20 protein-coding genes are annotated in these 21,121 nt (G+C 65.4%); 8 read left to right on the top strand and 12 right to left on the bottom strand.

The window, feature by feature from the left end:
• Window positions 1-3: 3 nt before the first annotated feature.
• Window positions 4-3,546 (top strand): urea carboxylase, encoded by a 3,543-nt coding sequence (gene uca / locus JEY66_RS37725; protein ID WP_016847032.1) that lies wholly within the window; start codon window positions 4-6, stop codon window positions 3,544-3,546.
• A gap of 18 nt (window positions 3,547-3,564) precedes the next feature.
• Here the strand turns inward: uca and JEY66_RS37720 are convergent, their stop codons facing one another.
• Window positions 3,565-3,855 (bottom strand): hypothetical protein, encoded by a 291-nt coding sequence (locus tag JEY66_RS37720; protein ID WP_016847031.1) that lies wholly within the window; start codon window positions 3,853-3,855, stop codon window positions 3,565-3,567.
• A gap of 304 nt (window positions 3,856-4,159) precedes the next feature.
• Between JEY66_RS37720 and JEY66_RS37715 the strand changes: the two genes are divergently transcribed.
• Window positions 4,160-5,206 (top strand): AraC family transcriptional regulator, encoded by a 1,047-nt coding sequence (locus JEY66_RS37715; RefSeq protein ID WP_240537204.1) that lies wholly within the window; start codon window positions 4,160-4,162, stop codon window positions 5,204-5,206.
• A 292-nt stretch (window positions 5,207-5,498) separates the two neighbouring features.
• Here JEY66_RS37715 and JEY66_RS37710 read toward each other — a convergent pair whose 3' ends face one another.
• From JEY66_RS37710 to JEY66_RS37685, 6 genes are all read right to left on the bottom strand, one after another.
• Entirely contained in the window at window positions 5,499-6,194 is a 696-nt protein-coding gene (locus JEY66_RS37710) for an ABC transporter ATP-binding protein (protein ID WP_016847028.1), read from the bottom strand.
• Window positions 6,194-6,943, bottom strand: coding sequence for an ABC transporter ATP-binding protein (locus tag JEY66_RS37705; protein WP_016847027.1), 750 nt, complete (start codon window positions 6,941-6,943; stop codon window positions 6,194-6,196). Before JEY66_RS37705 ends, JEY66_RS37710 begins: the two co-directional genes overlap by 1 nt.
• A complete protein-coding gene (locus JEY66_RS37700) occupies window positions 6,940-8,232 on the bottom strand; it encodes a branched-chain amino acid ABC transporter permease (protein ID WP_016847026.1) in 1,293 nt (430 codons plus the stop codon). Before JEY66_RS37700 ends, JEY66_RS37705 begins: the two co-directional genes overlap by 4 nt.
• Complete coding sequence (locus JEY66_RS37695) at window positions 8,229-9,176, bottom strand: branched-chain amino acid ABC transporter permease (RefSeq protein ID WP_016847025.1); 948 nt, start codon at window positions 9,174-9,176, stop codon at window positions 8,229-8,231. The genes JEY66_RS37700 and JEY66_RS37695 overlap by 4 nt, the downstream gene beginning before the upstream one ends.
• Before the next feature lie 162 nt (window positions 9,177-9,338).
• Entirely contained in the window at window positions 9,339-10,577 is a 1,239-nt protein-coding gene (locus JEY66_RS37690) for a branched-chain amino acid ABC transporter substrate-binding protein (protein ID WP_016847024.1), read from the bottom strand.
• Window positions 10,578-10,973: 396 nt separating this feature from the next.
• The gene (locus JEY66_RS37685) at window positions 10,974-12,200 is read right to left on the bottom strand and encodes a TetR/AcrR family transcriptional regulator (protein ID WP_162136767.1); all 1,227 of its coding nucleotides are present in this window, start codon (window positions 12,198-12,200) and stop codon (window positions 10,974-10,976) included.
• 246 nt (window positions 12,201-12,446) lie between these two features.
• Between JEY66_RS37685 and JEY66_RS37680 the strand changes: the two genes are divergently transcribed.
• Window positions 12,447-13,511 (top strand): ketopantoate reductase family protein, encoded by a 1,065-nt coding sequence (locus JEY66_RS37680; protein ID WP_016847022.1) that lies wholly within the window; start codon window positions 12,447-12,449, stop codon window positions 13,509-13,511.
• 141 nt (window positions 13,512-13,652) lie between these two features.
• The gene (locus JEY66_RS37675) at window positions 13,653-13,847 is read left to right on the top strand and encodes a hypothetical protein (protein WP_016847021.1); all 195 of its coding nucleotides are present in this window, start codon (window positions 13,653-13,655) and stop codon (window positions 13,845-13,847) included.
• A 5-nt stretch (window positions 13,848-13,852) separates the two neighbouring features.
• Here JEY66_RS37675 and rnk read toward each other — a convergent pair whose 3' ends face one another.
• The 3 genes from rnk to JEY66_RS37660 form a co-directional block, all read right to left on the bottom strand.
• Window positions 13,853-14,272 (bottom strand): nucleoside diphosphate kinase regulator, encoded by a 420-nt coding sequence (rnk, locus tag JEY66_RS37670; protein WP_038376471.1) that lies wholly within the window; start codon window positions 14,270-14,272, stop codon window positions 13,853-13,855.
• A gap of 303 nt (window positions 14,273-14,575) precedes the next feature.
• Window positions 14,576-15,106, bottom strand: a complete 531-nt coding sequence (locus tag JEY66_RS37665) for a chromate transporter (protein ID WP_016847018.1) — start codon at window positions 15,104-15,106, stop codon at window positions 14,576-14,578.
• Window positions 15,103-15,669 (bottom strand): chromate transporter, encoded by a 567-nt coding sequence (locus JEY66_RS37660; RefSeq protein ID WP_016847017.1) that lies wholly within the window; start codon window positions 15,667-15,669, stop codon window positions 15,103-15,105. Before JEY66_RS37660 ends, JEY66_RS37665 begins: the two co-directional genes overlap by 4 nt.
• A 116-nt stretch (window positions 15,670-15,785) precedes the next feature.
• On the opposite strand from JEY66_RS37660, the gene JEY66_RS37655 reads away from it, so the two are divergent.
• Together JEY66_RS37655 and JEY66_RS37650 are read left to right on the top strand one after the other, a co-directional pair.
• The gene (locus JEY66_RS37655; RefSeq protein WP_026192226.1) at window positions 15,786-16,703 is read left to right on the top strand and encodes a LysR family transcriptional regulator; all 918 of its coding nucleotides are present in this window, start codon (window positions 15,786-15,788) and stop codon (window positions 16,701-16,703) included.
• A 190-nt stretch (window positions 16,704-16,893) separates the two neighbouring features.
• Window positions 16,894-17,442 (top strand): carboxymuconolactone decarboxylase family protein, encoded by a 549-nt coding sequence (locus tag JEY66_RS37650; RefSeq protein WP_016847015.1) that lies wholly within the window; start codon window positions 16,894-16,896, stop codon window positions 17,440-17,442.
• 54 nt (window positions 17,443-17,496) lie between these two features.
• On the opposite strand, the gene JEY66_RS37645 is transcribed toward JEY66_RS37650, so the two are convergent.
• Window positions 17,497-18,492, bottom strand: coding sequence for a GlxA family transcriptional regulator (locus JEY66_RS37645; protein ID WP_026192227.1), 996 nt, complete (start codon window positions 18,490-18,492; stop codon window positions 17,497-17,499).
• A 64-nt stretch (window positions 18,493-18,556) separates the two neighbouring features.
• On the opposite strand from JEY66_RS37645, the gene JEY66_RS37640 reads away from it, so the two are divergent.
• Window positions 18,557-19,270: a DJ-1/PfpI family protein gene (locus tag JEY66_RS37640; RefSeq protein WP_026192228.1), complete on the top strand. Its 714-nt coding sequence runs from the start codon at window positions 18,557-18,559 to the stop codon at window positions 19,268-19,270.
• A 7-nt stretch (window positions 19,271-19,277) separates the two neighbouring features.
• Here the strand turns inward: JEY66_RS37640 and JEY66_RS37635 are convergent, their stop codons facing one another.
• Window positions 19,278-19,769 carry a hypothetical protein gene (locus JEY66_RS37635; RefSeq protein ID WP_370145377.1) on the bottom strand — a complete coding sequence of 164 codons (492 nt, stop codon included), beginning with the start codon at window positions 19,767-19,769 and terminating at the stop codon, window positions 19,278-19,280.
• 247 nt (window positions 19,770-20,016) lie between these two features.
• On the opposite strand from JEY66_RS37635, the gene JEY66_RS37630 reads away from it, so the two are divergent.
• The gene (locus JEY66_RS37630) at window positions 20,017-21,081 is read left to right on the top strand and encodes an amidohydrolase family protein (RefSeq protein WP_026192230.1); all 1,065 of its coding nucleotides are present in this window, start codon (window positions 20,017-20,019) and stop codon (window positions 21,079-21,081) included.
• Window positions 21,082-21,121 lie beyond the last annotated feature (40 nt).

The raw sequence follows: 21,121 nt of genomic DNA, 5'->3' as shown, positions 1-21,121 counted from the left end.
GGCATGTTCAGCAAGGTCCTGATTGCCAACCGCGGCGAGATCGCCGGGCGGATCGGCAGAACATTGCGCCGCATGGGCATCTCTTCGGTCGCGGTCTATTCCGACGCCGACCGCTTCACCCGGCCGGTGCTCGACGCCGACGAGGCGGTGCGGATCGGTCCTGCGCCCGCCGCGGAGAGCTATCTCAATGTCGATGCGATCATGGCGGCGTGCCTTGCCACCGGTGCGCAGGCGGTGCATCCCGGCTACGGCTTCCTGTCGGAGAACCGCCGCTTCGCCGAGCGGCTCGCCGAGCATGGCATCAAATTCATCGGGCCGCGGCCTGAGCATCTCGACGCTTTCGGCCTCAAGCACCGCGCGCGTGAGATTGCCGAGCGCAGCGGCGTGCCGCTGCTGCCGGGCTCAGGCCTGCTCGAGACCATCGACGAGGCGGTGCAACAGGCGGAAGCGATCGGCTTTCCGGTGATGCTAAAGAGCACGGCGGGCGGCGGCGGCATCGGCATGCAGCTGTGTCACGACATGGCGACGCTGCGCGAGCGCTTCGAATCGGTGCAGCGCACCGCGCGGGCAAGCTTCGGCGACGCCCGGGTCTATCTCGAACGGTTCGTCGCCCGTGCCCGCCATATCGAGGTGCAGATCTTCGGCAATGGCAAGGGCGACGTGGTCGCGCTCGGCGAACGCGATTGCTCGCTGCAGCGGCGCAATCAGAAGGTCTTTGAGGAGACGCCCGCGCCGGGGCTGTCCGCCGACATCCGCCGGCGACTGCACGCGGCCGCGGTCTCGCTGGGCAAGGCGGTCTCGTACGAGTCCGCCGGCACGGTCGAGTTCATCTACGACGTCGAGCGCGAGGATTTCTACTTCCTCGAGGTCAACACCCGCCTGCAGGTCGAGCATCCCGTCACCGAGCAGGTCACGGGCGTCGACCTCGTCGAATGGATGATCCGGCAGGCGGCCGGCGATGACGTGCTCGGCCAGGCGGGCGCGCTCGCGCCAAAGGGAGCTGCGATCGAGGTCCGGCTCTATGCCGAGAATCCGGGCACCGGCTTTCGCCCGAGCGCGGGCCGCCTGACGCAGGTCAGCTTTTCGCCGGATGCACGGATCGACGGCTGGATCGAGACCGGCACCGAAGTGTCGCCGTTCTACGATCCGATGCTGGCCAAGATCATCGTTTCAGCCGAGACGCGCGAGGCCGCGATCGCGCGGCTTTCACAGGCGCTGGACGATACGGTTGTGGCCGGCATCGAGACCAATCTGGACTATCTGCGCGCGATTGCTGCCTCCGACGTGTTCCGCGGCGGCCAGGTGGCGACCAGTGTGCTCGGCGCCTTCGCCTATCGCCCGCGCACCATCGACGTGGTCGCGCCGGGTGCGCAGAGCGGGGTGCAGGAACTGCCGGGCCGCTTGCATCTCTGGCACGTCGGCGTGCCGCCGAGCGGCCCGATGGATGAACGGTCGTTTCGCCTCGCCAATCGCGTGGTCGGCAATCCGGAAGTAACGACGGCGCTGGAGCTGACGGTCAACGGACCGACCTTGCGCTTCAACACCGATGCGATCGTCGCGCTCTCGGGCGCGCGGATGAGGGCATCGCTCGACGGCACGGATGTCGCGTATGACGAACCGCTCGCCGTGCGCGCCGGCCAGACGCTCGCGATCGGCAGCATCAAGGGTCCCGGTCAGCGCAGCTATCTCGCCGTGCGCGGCGGCATCGACGTGCCCGAAATTCTCGGGTCGCGGGCCGTATTTGCGCTCGGCGCCTTCGGCGGCCATGCGACGGGTTCGCTGAAGGCCGGCGACGTCTTGCATATCGGCGCCGAGCCATCGGGCCTTGCGGCGCCGCGGCGCGCCACGGAGGACGAGCGGCCGCAGCTCACATCGGCGTGGCAGATCGGCGTGGTCTACGGCCCGCACGGCGCGCCGGACTTCTTCCTCGACGAGGATATCGAAACGCTGTTCGCGGCAAGCTATGAGGTGCATTTCAACAGCGCGCGCACCGGCGTGCGGCTGATCGGGCCGAAGCCGCGCTGGGCCCGCGCCGATGGCGGCGAGGCCGGGCTGCATCCGTCGAACATCCACGACAACGCCTACGCGGTCGGCTCGATCGACTTCACCGGCGACATGCCGATCATCCTCGGCCCCGATGGACCGAGCCTCGGCGGCTTCGTCTGTCCGGCCGTCGTCGCACGCGACGAGCTCTGGAAGGTTGGCCAGCTCAGGCCCGGCGACACGGTCCGCTTCGTTCCGGTCAAGCGCGACGATCCGGTGGCCGGCCCCACGGTGCTGCGCGCGCCCGAGCTCGGCTCGGCAGTTGTCGGACGTAACGATGACGGCCCGATCCCGGTGGTGTACCGGCGCGCCGGCGACGACAATCTGCTGGTCGAATACGGCCCGATGGAGCTCGACATCGCGCTGCGGCTGCGCGTGCACGTGCTGGCGCAGGCGCTGGAAGAGGCGAAGCTCGCCGGCCTGATCGATCTGACGCCCGGCATCCGCTCGCTGCAGATCCATTATGACGGCACCATGTTGTCGCGCGGAAAATTGCTCGACGTGCTGCGGCGGATCGAGCGCGAATTGCCGCCGGTTGACGCCATGCGGGTGCCGAGCCGCACCGTGCATCTGCCGCTGTCGTGGCGCGATCCGCAGGCCGAGCTCGCGATGCGCAAATATCAGGAGCTGGTGCGCGCGGACGCGCCATGGTGTCCATCGAATGTCGAGTTCATCCGGCGCATCAACGGGCTTGCGAGCGAGGATGATGTCCGCCGCATCGTGTTCGACGCCGACTATTTCGTACTCGGCCTCGGCGACGTCTATCTCGGCGCGCCAGTGGCGACGCCGCTCGACCCGCGGCATCGGCTGGTGACCACGAAGTACAACCCGGCGCGGACCTGGACGCCGGAGAACGCGGTCGGGATCGGCGGCGCCTATATGTGCATCTACGGCATGGAGGGGCCGGGCGGCTACCAGCTGTTCGGCCGCACCATCCAGGTCTGGAACACCTGGCGCACCACGCGGGTGTTCGAGCCCAATCATCCCTGGTTGCTGCGGTTCTTCGACAAGATCCGCTTCTTCCCGGTCGACGCCGATGAACTGCTCGACGCGCGCGCCGCGTTCCCGCACGGGCAATACGACATCCGGATCGAAGAGGGCGAATTCTCCTACGCCGACTACGCCAAGTCGCTGGCCGAGGCGCGGCCGTCGATCGCCGCGTTCAAGGCGACGCAGCAGTCCGCGTTCGACGCCGAGCGCCAGCGCTGGCGCGAGATGAAGCTCGACGAGACGCCGGTGGAGTCGATCGATGCGGGTGTCACGGCGACGGGGATTCCCGACGGCCAGATCGGCGCCTTCTCCGAAGTGCCCGGCAACATCTGGAAAGTCCTGGTCGAGGAGGGCGCCAAGGTCGCGGCCGGCGACGTGCTGGCCATCATCGAATCCATGAAGATGGAGATTTCGGTGCACGCGCCCGCCGCGGGCCGCATCGCGTCGGTGCCGGTGAAGCCCGGCCAGACACTGCGCGCGGGCGATGTCGTGGCGTTGCTCCGGCCGGGCTAGAGCGGCTACACAGCCGCACTAGTCCTTGGGATCGGCCGGTGGGTCGAGCGGAGGGGGCGTCTCGACCTCCTTCTCCGGCCGCTGCGAGCGTTGATCATCAATTGACGCGTTTTGCCTTAACACCCGATCGATCTTCATCCTTACGCGGCGTGCCGCCAGCAATCCCAGGACCGCCTGAACCGTTCCCGAGAAGTTGCGATCGCGGACGGAAAACGAGTAACGCCAGGTGCCCGCAGCCTCGCCTTCAATGATCGTGTAATGAACTGAACGATGAATGCCGCTATGCTGGGCACGTGTTTCTTCAACCACGACCTAGCTCATATGGTCGTTCGCTTCGGCGCCAATCGCCTGTCCCAGCGAATTTGCATGCTTGACCAAGCCCATGACGAGTTCGCCCCCGCGCGGGCCCAATTGGAAGCCGACTGCCGTCGTTTCAAGGCAGCAATGGAGTGGCCGCGAAGCAATCGGCTAGACGATTTGCGTCCGTTGCGTCTTGCGATCCCGGGTCATTAAATTGCGAGATGGTGTCAGACCGGATGGGCTCATTTGACATAGGTCAAAATCGGATCCCGGAAGCTCCCGACGCTGCGCCACGAACACAGTTCGGTGCCGAATGAAAACCGCCATACGCCTTGCAAGCGCCTTGCCGTCAATACCGAGCTCTGCCGGGGGAATCGCGCGTCTCACATGTGCCCGGCTGCGCGAGGCGCAGGTTGATCCGGCCCCGATCGTGTCAGCTGCGGGCCTGGCAATCGACGACGTCGAGGACCGCAAGCGCCGCATCGATGCGCGAGCGCAGGTCAGGCTGCTCGAACTCGCCGCAAGGGAATTGCAGGACGACTGCTTCGGACTCCATCTGGCTCAAGGCTTCGAGCTGGGCGAGATCGGGCTTCTGTACTACGTCATGGCTTCATCGGAGCATCTCGTTGACGCCTTGCGAATCGGCGGACGCTACTGCGCGATTAACAACGAGGGTGTGCGGTTGCGGAGCTCGCTGGATCGCGGCTTCGCCATCGGGTTCGAATATGTCAACATCGATCGGTCGTCGGATCGTCACCATGCGGAATTCTGGCTGGTTACGCTGATCCGTATTTGCCGCGCACTGACTGACGGCAGGCTGGTCCCGAAGCAAATCAAGTTGAAGCACGCCAGACGAGAAACGCCGTTGGATGTGCGATCCCTTCTCGGATGCGAGATCGAATTTGCAGCGGACAGGGACGAGCTCTTGTTTCCGTCCCGGATCGGCGCATTGCCTGTCGTGGGTGCTGATCTGCATCTCAACAGGATGTTGCTTCAATATGCCGACGAAGCGCTTCGTAACCGGGCATCGAGACGAAGCAGCGTGCGCTCTCGCGTCGAAGGCCATATCGCCCAGCTGCTTCCGCACGGCAAAGCCAATGCCGAGGCGGTCGCGCGTCGTCTTGGCATGAGCCGCAGGACGCTCGCTCGAGCGTTGTCGTCGGAGGGGGCGGACTTTTCAGACGTTCTCAAGGCGTTTCGAATTGCCCTTGCCCGCCATTACCTCGAAGACGAGGAGCTGCCGATTTCCAAAATCGCGTGGCTATTGGGCTACAGCGAGGTCTCTTCCTTCACACATGCGTTCGTCCGTTGGACCGGCCTGACGCCAAGGGCCTATCGCAGTTCGAATGGCGATCGGTGATGGGCTGACACGAGCTCTCAAGTAGCTGGCACAGACTAGCAAGACCTGGCGGAGCGCACTCCGCTAGGGCAGTCCCATGCGGTCGAGCCTCTTTTCCCAACTCGCGTGTCGCTGTCGCCGCGCTTCGGCCGCGGTTTTCGGCCCCATGACCAGAGACGACTGGCTATTCCTGGCTTCGATAATTTGTTTCCACAGTCTCTTGGTCGTGCTGGTCTGGGTCGTGTTCGCGAACTGACCGATGGCGCTGCTAGGCCGACGTTCGATCGCTTTGTCGATCCGCCGGTGTCCCGCCTCAAACCTCGAGCCATTCCTCGCGGACGGCGGCATTCGACTTGAGCTGGTCGGGGGTGCCTTCGAACACGACGCGGCCGTGGCCCATGATGTAGACCCGGTTCGAGATCTTCATCGCGATCGACAGCTTCTGCTCGACCAAGAGGATGGCGACGCCGGCCTTGGCGATCCGTGCGATCAATTCGCCGACCTGCTGCACGATCAGCGGCGCCAGGCCTTCGGTCGGCTCGTCGATCATCATCAGTTCGGGGTCGCCGAGCAGCGTGCGGCAGGTGGTCAGCATCTGCTTCTCGCCGCCCGACAGCACGCCCGCCGGCGTGTCGGCGCGCGCGGCGAGGTTCGGGAACATGTCGAGCATCTCCTGCAGCCGCCACTTGCCGGGGCGGCGCGGGTCCTTGATGCCGAGGATCAGGTTCTGGCGAACTGTCAGCCCCGGGAAGATGTCGCGATGCTCGGGCACATAGCCGAGCCCGAGGCGGGCGATCTTGTGGCTCGGCAGGCCTGCGATGTCCTGGCCCTTGAAGCGGATGGTGCCCTGCGGCGGCACCTCGCCCATGATCGCCTTGACCGTGGTGGAGCGGCCGACGCCATTGCGGCCGAGCAGGCTGACCACCTCGCCGGCCGCGATGTCGAGATCGACGCCTTGCAGGATGTGGCTCTTGCCGTAATAGGCGTGAAGATTCCTGACCTCGAGCATCAGTCGATCTCCTCGCCGAGATAGGCTTCCTTGACCTTGGGATTGCCGCGGATCTCCTCCGGCGTGCCGGAGGCGATGATGTGGCCGTAGACCAAGACCGAGATGCGGTCGGCGAGGCCGAACACCACGCTCATGTCGTGCTCGACGATGACCAGCGTGCGCCCCTCGGTGAGGCGGCGGATCAGGGCGACGGCGCGCTCGGTCTCGGCGTGGCTCATGCCCGCGGTCGGTTCGTCCAGCATGATGACGCTGGCGCCGCCGGCGATCGTGATGCCGATCTCGAGCTCGCGCTGCTCGGCATAGGTCAGAAGGCCCGCCGGCACGTCGCGGCGGTGGCTGAGATGGATGTCGTCGAGGATCTGCGCGGTGCGCTGCTTCACCTCGGGCAGATTGTCGACGTTCTTCCAGAACGCGTAGCGGTGGCCGGTCGCCCACAGCACGGCGCAGCGGACGTTCTCCCACACCGTCATGCGGGCGAACACGTTGGTGACCTGGAACGAGCGCGACAGCCCGCGCCGGTTGATCTCGAAGGGCCGCAAGCCCGAGGTCACCTCGCCGTTGAGGCGGATCTCGCCCGAGGTCGGCTTGATGTGACCGCTGATCAGGTTGAACGTCGTCGACTTGCCGGCGCCGTTGGGGCCGATGATGGCGTGACGCTCGCCCTTGGCGACGCTGAGATTGAGATCGCGGATGATCTGGACATTGCCGAAGCTCTTCTCGACGGCGTTGACTTGAATGGCAGCGGTCATGCGAGATACCCCCGGTCACGGGCCACCGTCGCGGCGCGGTCCCAGGCTTCCGCGACGCGCCGCCAGGTGATGCGTGCGACCAGGAAGCCGCCGACGAGCAGAACCGCCGCGGTCGCCCAGGTCGTCGGCGCCGTCGCGACGAACGGGATGCCGAGCAGATTGATCGGCTCGCCGCCCGAGAAGCGCGCAACGGTCTCGATGGTCAGGATGACGCCGAGCGCCAGCGCCAGCGTCGGGATCGCCGCGACCAGATAGGACGGGATCACGGTGCTGAGGGTCCCGGCGCGGATCAGCGGACGGTGCTTCATCAGGATGCCGGCGATGCCGCCGGGCGCGAACATCACGATGCCGATGAAGATGATGCCGAAATAGAGCTGCCAGACCGAGGTGACGCTGGTCAGCCCGAGCTGCAGATAGGTCACCAGGATGGCGCCGAGGATCGGACCGAAGAAATAGGCGGTGCCGCCGATGAACGCGGAGAACAGCACGAGGCCCGATTGCGTCGCGCCGAGATAGGCCGAATTGGCGATCTCGAAGTTGATCGCGGTCAGCCCGCCGGCGATGCCGGCAAAGAAGCCGGCGAACATGTAGGCGAGGTAGCGCACCACATGCGGATCGTAGCCGATGAACTCGACGCGTTCCGGATTGTCGCGCACCGCGTTGCAGATCCGCCCGAGCGGCGTGCGGGTCAGCGCATACATCGCGATTGCCGACACCATCACCCAGAACGCGATCAGGTAATAGACCTGGATCTGCGGCCCGAAGGTCCAGCCGAACATCGGCATCAGCGAGGTGCGGTCGGTGGTGATGCCGGACTCGCCGCCGAACACGCTGCGCAGGATCAGCGACGACGAGGCGACCAGTTCGCCGATGCCGAGCGAGATCATCGCGAACACGGTGCCGGCGCGCTTGGTCATCACCCAGCCGACGAGGAGGGCGAACGCCATGCCGCCGATGCCGCCGACCAGCGGGATCACCGGCAGCGGGATCGGCCAGTTGTGGCTGGCGACCGCATTCATGACGTGCACGGCGAGGAAGCCGCCGAGGCCGTACTGCACGGCGTGTCCGAACGACAGCAGCCCGGTCTGGCCGAGCAGGATGTTGTAGGACAGCGCAAAGATGATCGCGATGCCGATCAGGCAGAACGAGGTCAGCGAGCCGCCGGCGCCGAACACCAGCGGCAGCACGACGAGCGTTATGGCTGCGAGCAGCCAGACGGCATAGAAGCTCAGGGCGCTGCCGGGCTCCTGCTTGGCCGCAGCGATGGAGGGCGTGGAAGCGTTGGTCATGACTCGCGCGTCCCCAACAGGCCCATGGGGCGGAAGATCAGGACCAGCACCAGCAGCACGTAAGGCAGGATCGGCGCGATCTGCGCGATCGTGACGTTCCAGATGTCGGTGAGCGGCGAGGGACCGAGGCTCGGATCGAGCGGGCCGAATACGCTGGCGAGCGACCCGTTCAGCGCGACTGCAAAGGTCTGGATCAGGCCGATCAGGAGCGATGCGATGAAGGCGCCGGGCAGCGAGCCGAGCCCGCCGAACACGATGACGACGAACAGGATCGGACCGAGCAGCGCGGCCATGTCGGATTGCGTCACCAGCGAGGGACCGGCGATGACGCCGGCGAGGCCCGCGAGCGCGCTGCCGACGCCGAACACCAGCATGAACACGCGTCCGACATTGTGGCCGAGATGGCCGACCATGCTCGGATGGGTCAGCGCGGCCTGCACGATCAGGCCGACGCGCGTCTTCTTCAAGGTGACCAGCAGTGCGATGAAGATCACGACCGAGATCACCAGCATGAAGATCTTGTAGGCCGGGTAGTTGGTGGAGAACACGGTGAAGGCGGGGAAGTCGAGCGCCGCCGGGACGCGGTAGTCGACCGGGCTCTTGCCCCAGATCATCGAGACGATCTCTTCGATCGCGAACGCCAGTCCGAAGGTCAGCAGCAGTTCGGCGACATGGCCGTGCTTGTGGGTGTTGCGCAGGCCGTAGCGCTCGACCGCCATGCCGACCGCGCCGACCAGCAGCGGCGCCAGCACCAGGGCAGGCCAGAATCCGATCCAGCGGGTGAGCTGAAAGCCGAAAAACGCGCCGAGCATGTAGAAGCTGGCATGCGCGAAGTTCAGCACGCCCATCATGCTGAAGATGACGGTGAGCCCGCTGGACAACAGGAACAGCAGCATGCCGAACAGGACGCCGTTGAGCGTCGAGATGACGATCAGCTCAGCCACGGCGCACTCGCTTGAGACTGGAACGGTTCACGTGATCAAAGACCTGTCGAACGAAAGGAACTTACCCGTCATTCCGGGCGATGCGAAGCATCGAACCCGGAATCTCGAAATTCCGGGTTCGCTCGCCAGCGCGAGCGGCCCCGGAATGACGGAAGTGGCCGATCAGGGCCGCTTCATGTTGCAGGTGGTCGGAAGCATCGTCTGCGCGGTGTCGATCTTGGACACGATGCGCCAGCCCCAGCCGGTGTTTTCCTCGTCGAACGGCTCCTTGGTCTTGTCGGCCAGCGAGCCGAACGAGGAGATGTAGATCGGCTGGAAGAACTGGTGGTCGTCCTTGCGGATGAAGCCCTCGCCGCCGTCGAACACTTCGAACTTCATGCCTTCGAGCGCGGCCGCGACTTTCACCGGATCGATCGAATTGGCCTTCTCGGCGGCCGCCTTGAACATCCGCATCTCGTTGACCGCGCGCGGATACCACACGGAAATGCCGGTCTTGGCGCGGAAGTCCTTCTCGAAATCCATCGCCGCCTTGTTGCCGGAGTTCGGGACGCCTTCGCTGATCTGGAACACCTGGCCCTCGAGGCCGGCCTGCTTGATCGCGGTCGGTCCGCCGGCGCCGCCGGCATAGTAGGTGTACCAGTTGACCTTGAGGCCGGCGTCAGCCGCCGCCTTCAGCAGCAGCGCGAAGTCCTGGCCCCAGTTGCCGGTCACGACAGTGTCGGCGCCGGACGCCTTGATCTTGGCGATGTAGGGCGAGAAGTCGGTGACCTTGAGCATCGGGTGCAGTTCGTCGCCGACGACCTGGATATCCGGCCGCTTTTCGCCCAGCATCTTGCGCGCTGTGGTGCGCACCGACTGGCCGAACGAATAGTCCATGTTGATCAGATAGACCTTCTTGATGGACGGCTGGCCCTTCATGTAGTTGGTCAGCGCTTCCATCTTGATGTCCGAGTTCGCATCCCAGCGGAAATGCCAGTAGCTGCACTTCTCGTTGGTCATCGCCGGATCGACCGCGGCGTAGTTGAAGTAGAGCACTTCCTTGCCGGGGTTGCGCGAATTGTGCTTGGTGACGAAATCTTCCAGCGCCGCGCCGACCGACGAGCCGTTGCCCTGGGTGATGTAGTGGACGCCGGCGTCGACCGCCTTCTGCGCCTGCACCAGGCTTTCCTGCGGATTGGTCTTGTTGTCGAGCGGGACGATCTCGACCTTGTGGCCGAGGATGCCGCCCTTGGCGTTCAACTCGTCGGCGAGATACTGAAACGTCTTCAGGCCGCCTTCGCCAACGCTGGCGCCGCCGCCGGAGAGCGGATCGATATAGCCGATCTTGATGGATTCCTGCGCGGACGCCGCGCCTCCCAACACCGTCAGCGCTGCCGCGGCGGCAACGATCAGCCTATGCATCCTGCGTTCTCCCTTGCTCGTGTTTCTTGATCTTTAGCGATCGAGGCCGTCTCATAACCCCAATCGCCGAACCTTCGCAACTTTCGCTTTGAATACTGCGTCAAGTTTTAGCAGAAGGTATCATGATGTTATAGGCCATATGTCGCCGGAATCGGGCGCTGTTTTGAATTGCAGGTAAACTTTTGGATGAAGCTGCGGCCGCTCTCGCGCCGGTTCACCTTTGGAACTGACGTCGTACGGGGCTGCCTCAAAACCTCCCCTTGAAAAGGGGAGGTCGCTTCGCTCGTCAGAGCGAAGCGGGTGGGGATCGGCTCTCTCCGCATACATCATAGCCTGCGGCTGACCCCCATCCCCCTTTCACGGGAAGGAGAAACCTGGATCGCTACCGTGGCGGATCTAGCCCGGATGTCGGCGCGGCTTGAGGCCCGCGAGGAAGAGCCGCGCGAAATGATCGGCGATCTCGGCTGGAGACCAGTCACGCCTGGTCTTGAACCAGATCGGATACCAGTGGCCCATTCCGGTGAGAATGCGCTCTGCGAAATAGGTATCGATGCGGCGGAAACGGCCCTCCTCGATCCAGCGCTGATAGCTGTTCTGGTCTTGCCGGATCGTCGCCAGCACGTCTCCGACATAGGCTTTCCGGTCATCGTCGTTGAGATAGTTGATGTTGTGGTAGGTCGCTTTTGGGCCGCAGGGCGTGTCGTGCAGCATCAACAGCAGGCGGATTCGCTGCACGATATGATCGAATGCCCCAAGGCTGTGCTCTTGCAGATGCTCGCGAATGCTGACCTCGCCGGCAAGCCCGCGTCGCAGGCAGGCCAGCAGCAGGCTCTCCTTTTCGCTGAAATGATAATAGATGCCGGCGCGGGTCATGCCCGCATCCACGGCGATGCTCTCGAGCGACGTGCCCGAGGCGCCCCTCCGGTTGAAGCTGTCCGAGGCGATCGACAGCATCCTGTCGAACTTGGCGGCCCGCTTGTTCAACGCTGCGCGAGCCTCGAGGAACGGCGCGAGGCTGAGCGGCTCGGGCATTTTGGGAAGCGCGATCTCGCGTCGATAGACGCCATGCGTGATGATGTCGTCGATGGCATCGATCGCCTGTTGCCGCGTGTAGTAGTCGCGTTCGGACAGCCAGAACGGAACCCAGTCCAGGATGGAGATCAGCGCCACCGCCGTGAGCTGTGGCTCGTCGCAGGCGATCGAGCCGTCCGCCACGCCCCGATCGAGGATGTCCGCCAGCAGCGCGGCGTTCTGCCAGCGCTTGGCATGGACCTCGCTGCTGTAGGGCGCGGCCAGCGCATCGATATCGCTGAACAGGATCATGCGCTGGCCTTCGGGCCTCAGCCTGCCGCGCACGAAGCGTCTGATGATCTCGAGCCCGTCGATGCCGGGCTCGGCGGCCGCCTCGATTTCGTGGCGGTAGATCGCAAGGCCGCGCAGATAACAGTGGAAGATGAGATCTTCCTTGTCGCGGAAATAGTGGTACAGCGCGCCCGGCACGGCCTGCACCGATGCTGCGACCTGCTCCATCGTCACGTTGGCATAGGAGTGGCGGGCAAACAGCCGGGAAGCTGAGACGAGGATTTCTTCAGCCCGATCCGTCGGGTCGGCGGCGACTTGCAAGCTCGAATGCCCTTCCTGATCGCGGAACGAAAGTCCGCACGCGAGATAATCCCCTTGGCAGCCGCTTGTCGATCTGCGATAGACGGTGGCATACCATACACCAGGCAGTCCTGATCGTCTGGTGATTTGGCGACCGTCGGCCCGTGGGTGCGGGACGGCCAATATCGACCGGGCATCGGTTCGGCAGCAGCTTCGGACAGGATTTTGGAGAGCAAGCCTTTCGTGAGGAGGGCTATTGGAGAGAGCATGGCGCGCAACATTCTGATTTTGGGAGCTTCCTACGGCTCCCTGCTGGGGACCAAGCTGCTGATGGCGGGTCACAACGTGTCCCTGGTGTGCCGGAAGAACACCGCCGACCTGATCAACCGCGAAGGCACCGAGGTGCGGATCAAGCTGCGCGACGAGAAGGAGCACCGCTCGATCTTCTCGCGCGATCTGCCGGGCAAGCTCGACGCCGTCACGCCCGCCGATGTCGACGTCTCGCGCTACGACATGGTCGGCCTTGCGATGCAGGAGCCGCAATACACCAACCACACGGTTCGCGTGCTGATGATCAAGATCGCGGCGGCGAAGTTGCCCTGCCTGTCGATCATGAACATGCCGCCGCTGCCGTATCTGAAACGGATTCCCGCGCTCGCCGGCATGGACCTCGAGGAGGCCTACACCAACGCGCAGGTGTGGGAGCGCTTCGAGCCGGGCCTCGTCACGCTGTGCTCGCCCGATCCGCAGGCCTTCCGTCCCCCGGAGGAGAAGGCCAATGTGCTGCATGTCGGCTTGCCGACCAACTTCAAGGCCTCCGCCTTCGCCGACGACAAGCACAACAAGGTGCTGCGCGAGCTCGAAGCCGACATCGACGCCGTGACGCTCGACGGCCAGGACGTTCCGGTGAAGCTGAAGGTGTTCGATTCGCTGTTCGTACCGCTGGCCAAGTGGTCGATGCTGCTGACCGGCAATTATCGCTGCATCACGCCGACGGAGCCGCAGTCGATCCGCGACGCCGTGCATGGCGACCTCAAGCGCTCGCAGGCGATCTATGATCATGTCGACGCCATCGCGCGCAAGCTCGGCGCCGATCCCGCGGATCAGGTGCCGTTCGCGAAATACGCCAAGGCGGCGGAAAGCCTGCTCAAGCCGTCATCGGCGGCCCGCGCGGTTGCCGCCGGCGCGCCGTTCATCGAGCGCGTCGACCTGCTGGTGAAGCTGATTTCGCACCAGCTCGGCACGCCGAGCACCGAGATCGACCGCACGGTCGAGACCGTCGATCAGAAGCTGAACGAGAAGATCGTGCAGGGCGGCTCCGGCGCGGAGTGACCGAAGGCGTTGATGGCGGGGGCAGGAACGCCCTCGCCATGCACCGGCGATCTGCAATGTGCGCAATCGCGGTTGCCGGACGCATGGCTCGACCTGTCCAGATGAGATAGACTCGCTCAGCTGCGGTTGGGAGCAACGGACATGCCGAGCAAATCGCTTCCTCTCCCTGCAATCTACGGCGACCTCGATCGCGCACGCGACATCCTGCGCGCCTGGCAGCCGCTCGACCATCTCTCTCCCGAAGATGCCGAGATCGTCGTGAAGGCGATCGCCGAAGGCATCGCGCGCGGGCGCCGGCACGGGATCGAGATGGGACAGTGTCATCAGGCGGCGTAAAGCCGCTAGCCCTCATGTGTCACGGCAAGGATCGTGACCGAACGCGTCTGCTGGCTGGGCGTCTGAAAATCGATCGTCTGGCCGACCGACAATCCGATCAGCGCGGCACCGACCGGCGTCAGCACCGAGATGCGTCGCAGCGCGATGTCGGCTTCGTGCGGGTAGACGAGCACGACCTCCCTGACGTCGCCGGTTTCGTCGTCGCGGTAGCGGACAAGCGAGCCCATGCGGACCACGTCATGCAGATCGGCATCGTCGGCGACCAGCTGGGCGCGGTCCGTCTCGCGTGCAAGGAACTGGGCGACGCGGGGAAACACCGCCATGCTGGAATCGGCCAGCGCGCTGAGGCGATGCGCCTCGCTCGCGGTGATCACGATCGGCGGCAATGCCGGGGCGGTAAAGCTGCTCTGAATGGTTCGGGTCATGTCGGTTGATCTTTGTGGTTGATCGGAGGCGCACGAGCGCCGGCGCGCGGATATCTCGCGACGCGACGGACTGAAATGATTTGATGGCGTCGAGGAATCCGGACGGCGTGCGATCGCCGGCCGGCTAATTGCCTGCGTGCAAACGTCCGGCGCGCAATTCGCGGCGCGCGATACGGGTGTCGATGCGGAGCGTGTCGATCATGGCATTATCAACATAGCCGCTGGCGACGTCGCATCCATTGCGGCGAAAGCGCGCACTCGGCCGCGTGGAACGATGCGCCATCGCCGCAAACGGCGCGGGCGTCAGGGCTGTCCGATGCCGGACAGGCCGAGCACGGCGCCGGCGGCAAGCGCGACAAGCGGATGGATGCGGGTCGTGGTGGTAGCGATCGCGACCATTGCCGCGATCAGGATGGTGCCCCAGCTCGAGGCCGATGCCTGGGTGATGACGATGGCGCTGGCGGTGACGAGCCCGGCGGTGACCGGAACCAGCCCGGCCTGCACGGTGCGGCGCCAGGGCCGGTCCTTGAAGCGTTCCCAGAGCCGCAGCGCGAAGCCCGTCACCAGCGACGACGGCCCAAACTTGGCGAGCGACGTCACCAGCACGCCGGAGAAGCCCGCGACATGCCAGCCGACCAGCGGCACCACCATCATGTTCGGCCCGGGTGCTGCCTGCGCCAGCGCGAACAGCGCGCCGAATCCCTGCGCCGTCATCCAGTGATGGACGTCGACCACCTGACGCTGCATCTCCGGCAGGATGGTGTTGCCGCCGCCAAAGGCGAGCAGCGAGAGCTCGGCGAAGATCAGCGCGAGCGTGACGAGGGTTGCGCTCATGACGCCTGCCGCGACCTGAGGACAATGCTGAGCGGCGCCAGCGTCAGCAGGGTCGGCAGCAGCGGCAAGCGGAACACGGCGATCGCCAGCACGCAGAGCGCGCCGATGAACAGGCCGAGCACATCGCGCCGCAGCGGCCAGGCGATCTTGATCGCGGTGGAAATCAGCAGCCCGGCTGCCGCGGCGGCGAGACCGCCGAACAGATGGCGGACGACCGGGTCGTCGGCGAAGCGGCCATAGATCACACCTAGGCCGATCACGACCGCGGTCGGCACCGCGATCAGGCCGAGGATCGCCGCGAATGCGCCGGGAATGCCGCGAAACTTCAGCCCGACCGCGACCGACATGTTGATGATGTTGCCGCCGGGCAGGAACTGGCACAGCCCGAGCAGGTCGGTGAACTCCGCGCCGGTGAGCCAGCCACGCTTCTCCACCATCATGTGGCGCGCCAGCGGCAGCACGCCGCCGAAGCCGGTCAGTCCGAGGATGAAGAAGCCCGTGAACAACTCGCCGACATCAGGTGCGACATGCTTGGTGGTTTGCGCGGCGGGGATGGCGTCCATCGGCGGGGCGGCTCCGGTTCGATTGTTCTTTGAGCCGACTCTAGTTGGCCGCATGCCAAATATCCAATATATGGATACGGGAATTTGCATATCCATTGCATATGGACTGCCTGCCCATGATCGAACTGCGCCATCTCCGCTATGCCGTCGCGGTCGCCGAGGAAGGCCATATCACCCGCGCCGCCGCGCGACTCGGCATCCAGCAGCCGCCGCTGAGCCAGCAGATCCGCGCGCTGGAAACCGCGATCGGCGCGCCATTGTTTCGCCGGCAGCCGCGCGGGGTCGAGCTGACCGCCGCCGGCCGTGCCTTTGTCGGCAAAGCGCGTGCGATCCTGCGCGATGCCGAGCTCGCGGTGGAAGCCGCACGCCGCGCGAGCCGCGGCCAGGAAGGCCAGCTGGCGATCGGTTTCACCTCATCGGCCGCATTCCATCCCTTCGTCACCGGGGTGATGCGCGAAATGCGCGAGCGCGCGCCGGCGATCACGCTGTCGCTGGAAGAAGCCTCGACCGGCGAACTGATCGCAGCCGTCGAGGCCGATCGGCTCGATGCCGCATTCGTGCGTGCGCCAAGCGAGCGGCTGGAGAACCTCACGATCACGCATCTGCTCGACGAGGAGATGGTGGTCGCACTGCCGGACCATCATCCGCGCGCCCGCAAGGACACCCGCCGGCGGATTTCGCTGGCCTCGCTCGCCGACGAGCCGCTGATCCTCTACCGCCGTCCGACCGGGCCTGGCCTCTATGACAGCATCATCGCCGCCTGTCGCGCCGCAGGCTTCAGCCCGAAGGTGGCGCAGGAGGCGACGCGGATGGTGTCGACGCTGAGCCTGGTCGCGGCCGGGCTCGGCATTTCGATCGTGCCGGAATCGATGGCGCGGCTCGAGACCGCCGGCGTGTCCTATCTTCGCCTCGACCGCGCCACCGGCCTCGCCGCGCCGCTGGCGCTGGCGCGCAAGAAGGGCCCCGCCGCCGGCACGCTCGGCCGCCTGCTCGGGATCGTGACGCGGCGGGTGAAGGACCGCGCCGGCGGTTAGTGGGGACTGCGCGACGTAGCCCAACGTCGCCGCTGCTGCCGGTGGCGCGGAATGTGGGGAGTTTGGCGAACGCGCGCGTCCGGGCGCGGCTAGACAGCTCCATCAAACTCGATTGCCAGCGCGCAGATCGCAACGGCTCAGCTGCGTCCGGAGGCTTCGGGTTCAATCAACATCGCGAAAGGCATTTCCGATGGCGCGCTTTCCTGTCCATACGCTCGAGTCTGCCCCTGAAGCCTCGAAGCCTGTCCTGCGCGAGGTCGAGGCGCGGTTTGGCATGATCCCGAACCTTGCGGCGGCGATGGCGACGTCGCCGGTGCTGATCCAGAGCTTCATCGGCATCTTCGACAAGGTTCACGGCGGCAGCTTCACCGAGCAGCAGATCCAGACCGTACTGCTCACCGACGCGGTGACCAATGGCTGCGCCTGGGCGGTCGCGCTGCATTCCGCGCTCGGCTTGCAGGCTGGGCTCGATCCGGCCGATGTCGATGCGATGCGTGCCGGCCGCTCGCCTACCGACAAGACGCTCGGCGCGCTCTCGACGCTGGCGCGGTCGCTGATCGAAAAGCGCGGGCGGCTCGACGATGAGGAGATCGAACGATTCCTGGCGGCCGGGTTCTACAAGGACCTCGTGCTCGAGGTGATCACCATCGTGGCGGCGTCGACCATCACCAACTACACCGGCAGCGTCACCAATCCGCCGCTGGAGGCGGCGTTGCAGGAATGTGCCTGGAAGGGTTGAGGCGATCGCGCTCCAGGGTTTTTACTGCACGCTGGCTGCGGATCGAAGCGCATTCTAGCCCGCAAATCTGGCGCGGTAGTCCTGCGGCGTGGTCGACAGCAGGCGCAGGAAGCTGCGGCGCATCGTCTCCTCGGACCCAAAGCCGCAGCGCTGCGAGATGCGCTTGATCGGCAGGCGCGTTTCCGAGAGCAGATGCCGCGCGCCCTCGACCCGGAGCCGCTCGATCGCGCGCGCCGGCGTCAAGCCGGTCGCTTCAGCGTAATGGCGGCTGAAGCTGCGCTCGCTCATGCCGGCCTGTTTCGCCAGCGTCGACAGCGAGAGGTCGCCGGCCAGATGGTTGCTGATCCAGTCGTGCAGCACGCTGAACCTGTCGTCGGTTGCCTGCAGTGACAGGATTTCGCTGAATTGCGCCTGTCCGCCCGGCCGCTTGAAAAACACCACGAGATAACGGGCGACGGCAAGCGCCGCGGTGCGGCCGAGATCCTCCTCCACCAGCGCCAGCGCCAGATCGATGCCGGAGGTGACGCCGGCCGATGTCCAGAACGAACCGTCGCGCACGAAGATCGGATCGGGCTCGACGTGGACATCGGGAAAGCGCTCGGCGAGCTCTGCGCAAAATTGCCAATGGGTCACGGCGCGGCGGCCATCGAGGGCGCCGGATGCGGCGAGCAGGAACGCGCCGGTGCAGACCGATGCGGTGCGGCGCGCCTGCCCGGCGCGTTCGCGCACCCAGTCCACCAGGACGGCATCGGCCGCCGCGGCGTTGACGCCGTCGCCGCCCGGAATCACCAGCGTGTCGACCGCGGTGTCGATCGCGGGCAGCGGATGCACCGCGAGCCCGACGCCTGCGGATGACTCGACGTTCGGGCCATCCTTTGCAACGACGCGGACGTCATATGGCTCGGCGTTGCCAGCCTTTGTCGCCAGCGCATTGGCGGACGCGAACACCTGCAACGGTCCGGTGACGTCGAGCAGCTGCACGGCCGGATAGGCCAGCACTTCGATCGAGCGGCGGCGGTTTGGCGAAAAACGTGGGCTGGTTGGCGTCATCGCCGAAACCTGCCGCGCTAGATTCGCTTTGTCCATAGTGCAAGGAAAGTTCGAGGAAAGTTCGATGATTGCTCACGATGTTCATCTGCGGATCGGTTCGCTGCTGTTCGAAGGCGTCGATCAAATCGATTTGACCGGGCCGTTCGAGGTGCTGTCACGGATTCCGAATTCGACCTGCCGCATCTACGGCAAGACCGCCGAGCCGGTCCGCGACATCAAGGGATTGCGGCTGACACCGGACGCGACGCTGGCCGATGCGCCGCCGCTCGATGTGTTGCATGTGCCGGGCGGGTTCGGTCAGGAAGCCCTGATGGAAGATGCGGAGGTGCTCGGCTGGATCAGCCGGCAGGCGGCGGGCGGATGCCGCATCTTCTCGGTCTGTACCGGTGCCCTGCTGTGCGGAGCGGCCGGCCTGTTGAAGGGACGCAGGGCCACGACGCATTGGGCCTCGCTGCATCTGTTGCCGTTCTTCGGCGCTGTTTCCGTGAATGAGCGCGTGGTGATCGACGGCAGCTACATCTTTGCCGCCGGCGTGACCTCAGGCATCGACGGAGCGTTGCGGCTGGCCGCTGAATTGCGCGGCGACGATGCCGCGCGATCGATCCAGCTCTATATGGCCTATGCACCGGAGCCGCCGTTCGACAGCGGCACGCCGGAGACGGCGCCGCCCGCGATCCTTCAACAGGCCCGGCAAGCCGTGCGCGCGATCACGGCGCAGCGGGAAGAAACCGCGCGCCGCGTCGCGGCGAGGCTGGGCGTCGTCGTGCAAGGAGTCTGAGCGTGGACTAGTTTCCCGGCTCGAAGCTGCAGTCGGCGCCGCCGCCGGCCTTGTCCTTGATCACTTTCGGATCGAGCGTGCAGGACAGTTTCGACAGCGCCTCGTAGATCGTACCGGCGGCGCCGTCGGGCGGCACGCCGGCCAGCGCTTCGGTGGCGAAGATCGCGTTGGCCTCGCGTCCCGTCACGGTACGGGTGTTGCCGCCGAAGGTCAGCGCGCAGGAGCGCGAGGTGATGTCGACATTGCTGGCGCGGCAGACGACCTTGTCGGCGGTGACGGTGATCTTGCTGGTGATGGGGACATTGCTGTCGCCATTGAAGAACGCGGCGACCGCCTTCTTCTCCTTGGCCGGCAACGGCGCGTAGGGCGCCACCACGCCGGCGAGCGCCAGCGCGACCGAACCGGAGGTGGTCGCAGGCCCAGCCCATGCGGCCGACGCGGCCAGCGACAATGAACATGCGAGGATCGTCAATCGGCCAAGCCTCATTCCAAGTCTCATTCCCGTCTCCTGTATCTGCGCTTGTATCTGCGCTTTCCGCGGCGCGGAATCGCTAGCACGTCTCGCGGCCTGAACAGGTGACGCCATTCACACGCGATCCCGCAACTTCGTGTGCGACGCGGATGCGCACAGGGCAGGGCGGCCCCGCGTGGACCCGCTTGCACGATCGCGCCATCGGCGTCACAGTCCGGTCCGTGGCAGCGATGCCGCCAACAACGACGACAAGAAGATCAATCCGGGGAACGCCATGGCGGCCACGCGCATCGACTGCGACATCCATCCCGCGGTGGGGGGAACGCGCACCACGCTGCTGCCCTATCTGAGCGATCACTGGAAGGAACAGCTGGTCAGCCGCGCCATCGACGGGCTCGACCTCAATTCCTATCCGCCGTCGATGCCGCTGTCCGGCCGCGCCGACTGGCGTCCGGCGGACGGCAGCAAGCCCGGCAGCGATCTTGCCATGGTGCAGCGCGGCGCATTCGACCAGCTCGGCGCCAGCCACGCGATCTGCAATGTCGTCTATGGCGCGCAGGCGGTGTTCGATTCCTACATGGCGGCGGACTTCTGCAAGGCGATCAACGACTGGATCGCAGCCGAATGGCTTGCCAGGGACAAGCGGCTGCGCGCCTCGATCGTGGTGCCGATCCAGGCGCCGGATCTCGCGGTCGAGGAGATCGAGCGCAGGGCCGGCGACAATCGCTTCGTCTCGGTGCTGGTGCCCTCGCAAGGCGAGACGCTGCTCGGCCGGCGGCATTACTGGCCGATCTACCAGGCCGCGGAGAAATACAAGCTGCCGATCGCGATCCACGCCGGCAGTGCCTACCGCGGCGCGCCGAGCTCGATCGGCTGGCCGTCCTACCGCTACGAATATTATCTCGCCGAGGCGCAGGCGTTCCAGGCGCAGACGCTGAGCCTGATCTATGAGGGCGTATTCGGGAAGTATCCCGGATTGACCGTCGTGCTGATGGAGTCGGGCGTCAGCTGGCTGCCGGCGTTCATGTGGCGCGCCAACAAGACCTGGCGCGGCGTGCGCGTCGAGGTGCCGTGGGTGGAGCGCGAGCCGGCCGCGATCATCCGCGACCATTTCCGCGTCACCATGCAGCCGTTCGACGCCCCGCTGGATCCTACAAGCGTCGCCGACATCATCGACCAGATCGGCTCCGACAAGATGTTCCTGTTCGCATCAGACTATCCGCACTGGCAGTTCGACGGTGACGATCCGATCCCGCCGCATCTGCCGAGAAGTCTCGTCCAGCGGATGTGTGCTGACAACCCGCTGGAAACCTTTCCGCGTCTCAAGTTGAATTCGTAGCGCATGATCCGGAAAAGTGAAAACCGGTTTTCCGACAAGA

Origin of the sequence: Bradyrhizobium elkanii USDA 76 (assembly GCF_023278185.1) — a bacterium.
Classification (GTDB): Bacteria; Pseudomonadota; Alphaproteobacteria; order Rhizobiales; family Xanthobacteraceae; genus Bradyrhizobium; species Bradyrhizobium elkanii.
This window is presented reverse-complemented; position numbering and strand designations above follow the sequence as displayed.

Excerpts from the sequence above, each read along its gene's own strand:
- uca (WP_016847032.1), top strand. The coding sequence starts at position 4 with ATGTTCAGCAAGGTCCTGATTGCCAACCGCGGCGAGATCGCCGGGCGG.
- JEY66_RS37715 (WP_240537204.1), top strand. The coding sequence starts at position 4,160 with ATGAAAACCGCCATACGCCTTGCAAGCGCCTTGCCGTCAATACCGAGC.
- JEY66_RS37710 (WP_016847028.1), bottom strand. The coding sequence starts at position 6,194 with ATGCTCGAGGTCAGGAATCTTCACGCCTATTACGGCAAGAGCCACATC.
- JEY66_RS37705 (WP_016847027.1), bottom strand. The coding sequence starts at position 6,943 with ATGACCGCTGCCATTCAAGTCAACGCCGTCGAGAAGAGCTTCGGCAAT.
- JEY66_RS37700 (WP_016847026.1), bottom strand. The coding sequence starts at position 8,232 with ATGACCAACGCTTCCACGCCCTCCATCGCTGCGGCCAAGCAGGAGCCC.
- JEY66_RS37690 (WP_016847024.1), bottom strand. The coding sequence starts at position 10,577 with ATGCATAGGCTGATCGTTGCCGCCGCGGCAGCGCTGACGGTGTTGGGA.
- JEY66_RS37680 (WP_016847022.1), top strand. The coding sequence starts at position 12,447 with ATGGCGCGCAACATTCTGATTTTGGGAGCTTCCTACGGCTCCCTGCTG.
- JEY66_RS37675 (WP_016847021.1), top strand. The coding sequence starts at position 13,653 with ATGCCGAGCAAATCGCTTCCTCTCCCTGCAATCTACGGCGACCTCGAT.
- rnk (WP_038376471.1), bottom strand. The coding sequence starts at position 14,272 with ATGACCCGAACCATTCAGAGCAGCTTTACCGCCCCGGCATTGCCGCCG.
- JEY66_RS37665 (WP_016847018.1), bottom strand. The coding sequence starts at position 15,106 with ATGAGCGCAACCCTCGTCACGCTCGCGCTGATCTTCGCCGAGCTCTCG.
- JEY66_RS37660 (WP_016847017.1), bottom strand. The coding sequence starts at position 15,669 with ATGGACGCCATCCCCGCCGCGCAAACCACCAAGCATGTCGCACCTGAT.
- JEY66_RS37655 (WP_026192226.1), top strand. The coding sequence starts at position 15,786 with ATGATCGAACTGCGCCATCTCCGCTATGCCGTCGCGGTCGCCGAGGAA.
- JEY66_RS37650 (WP_016847015.1), top strand. The coding sequence starts at position 16,894 with ATGGCGCGCTTTCCTGTCCATACGCTCGAGTCTGCCCCTGAAGCCTCG.
- JEY66_RS37645 (WP_026192227.1), bottom strand. The coding sequence starts at position 18,492 with ATGACGCCAACCAGCCCACGTTTTTCGCCAAACCGCCGCCGCTCGATC.
- JEY66_RS37640 (WP_026192228.1), top strand. The coding sequence starts at position 18,557 with ATGATTGCTCACGATGTTCATCTGCGGATCGGTTCGCTGCTGTTCGAA.
- JEY66_RS37635 (WP_370145377.1), bottom strand. The coding sequence starts at position 19,769 with ATGAGACTTGGAATGAGGCTTGGCCGATTGACGATCCTCGCATGTTCA.
- JEY66_RS37630 (WP_026192230.1), top strand. The coding sequence starts at position 20,017 with ATGGCGGCCACGCGCATCGACTGCGACATCCATCCCGCGGTGGGGGGA.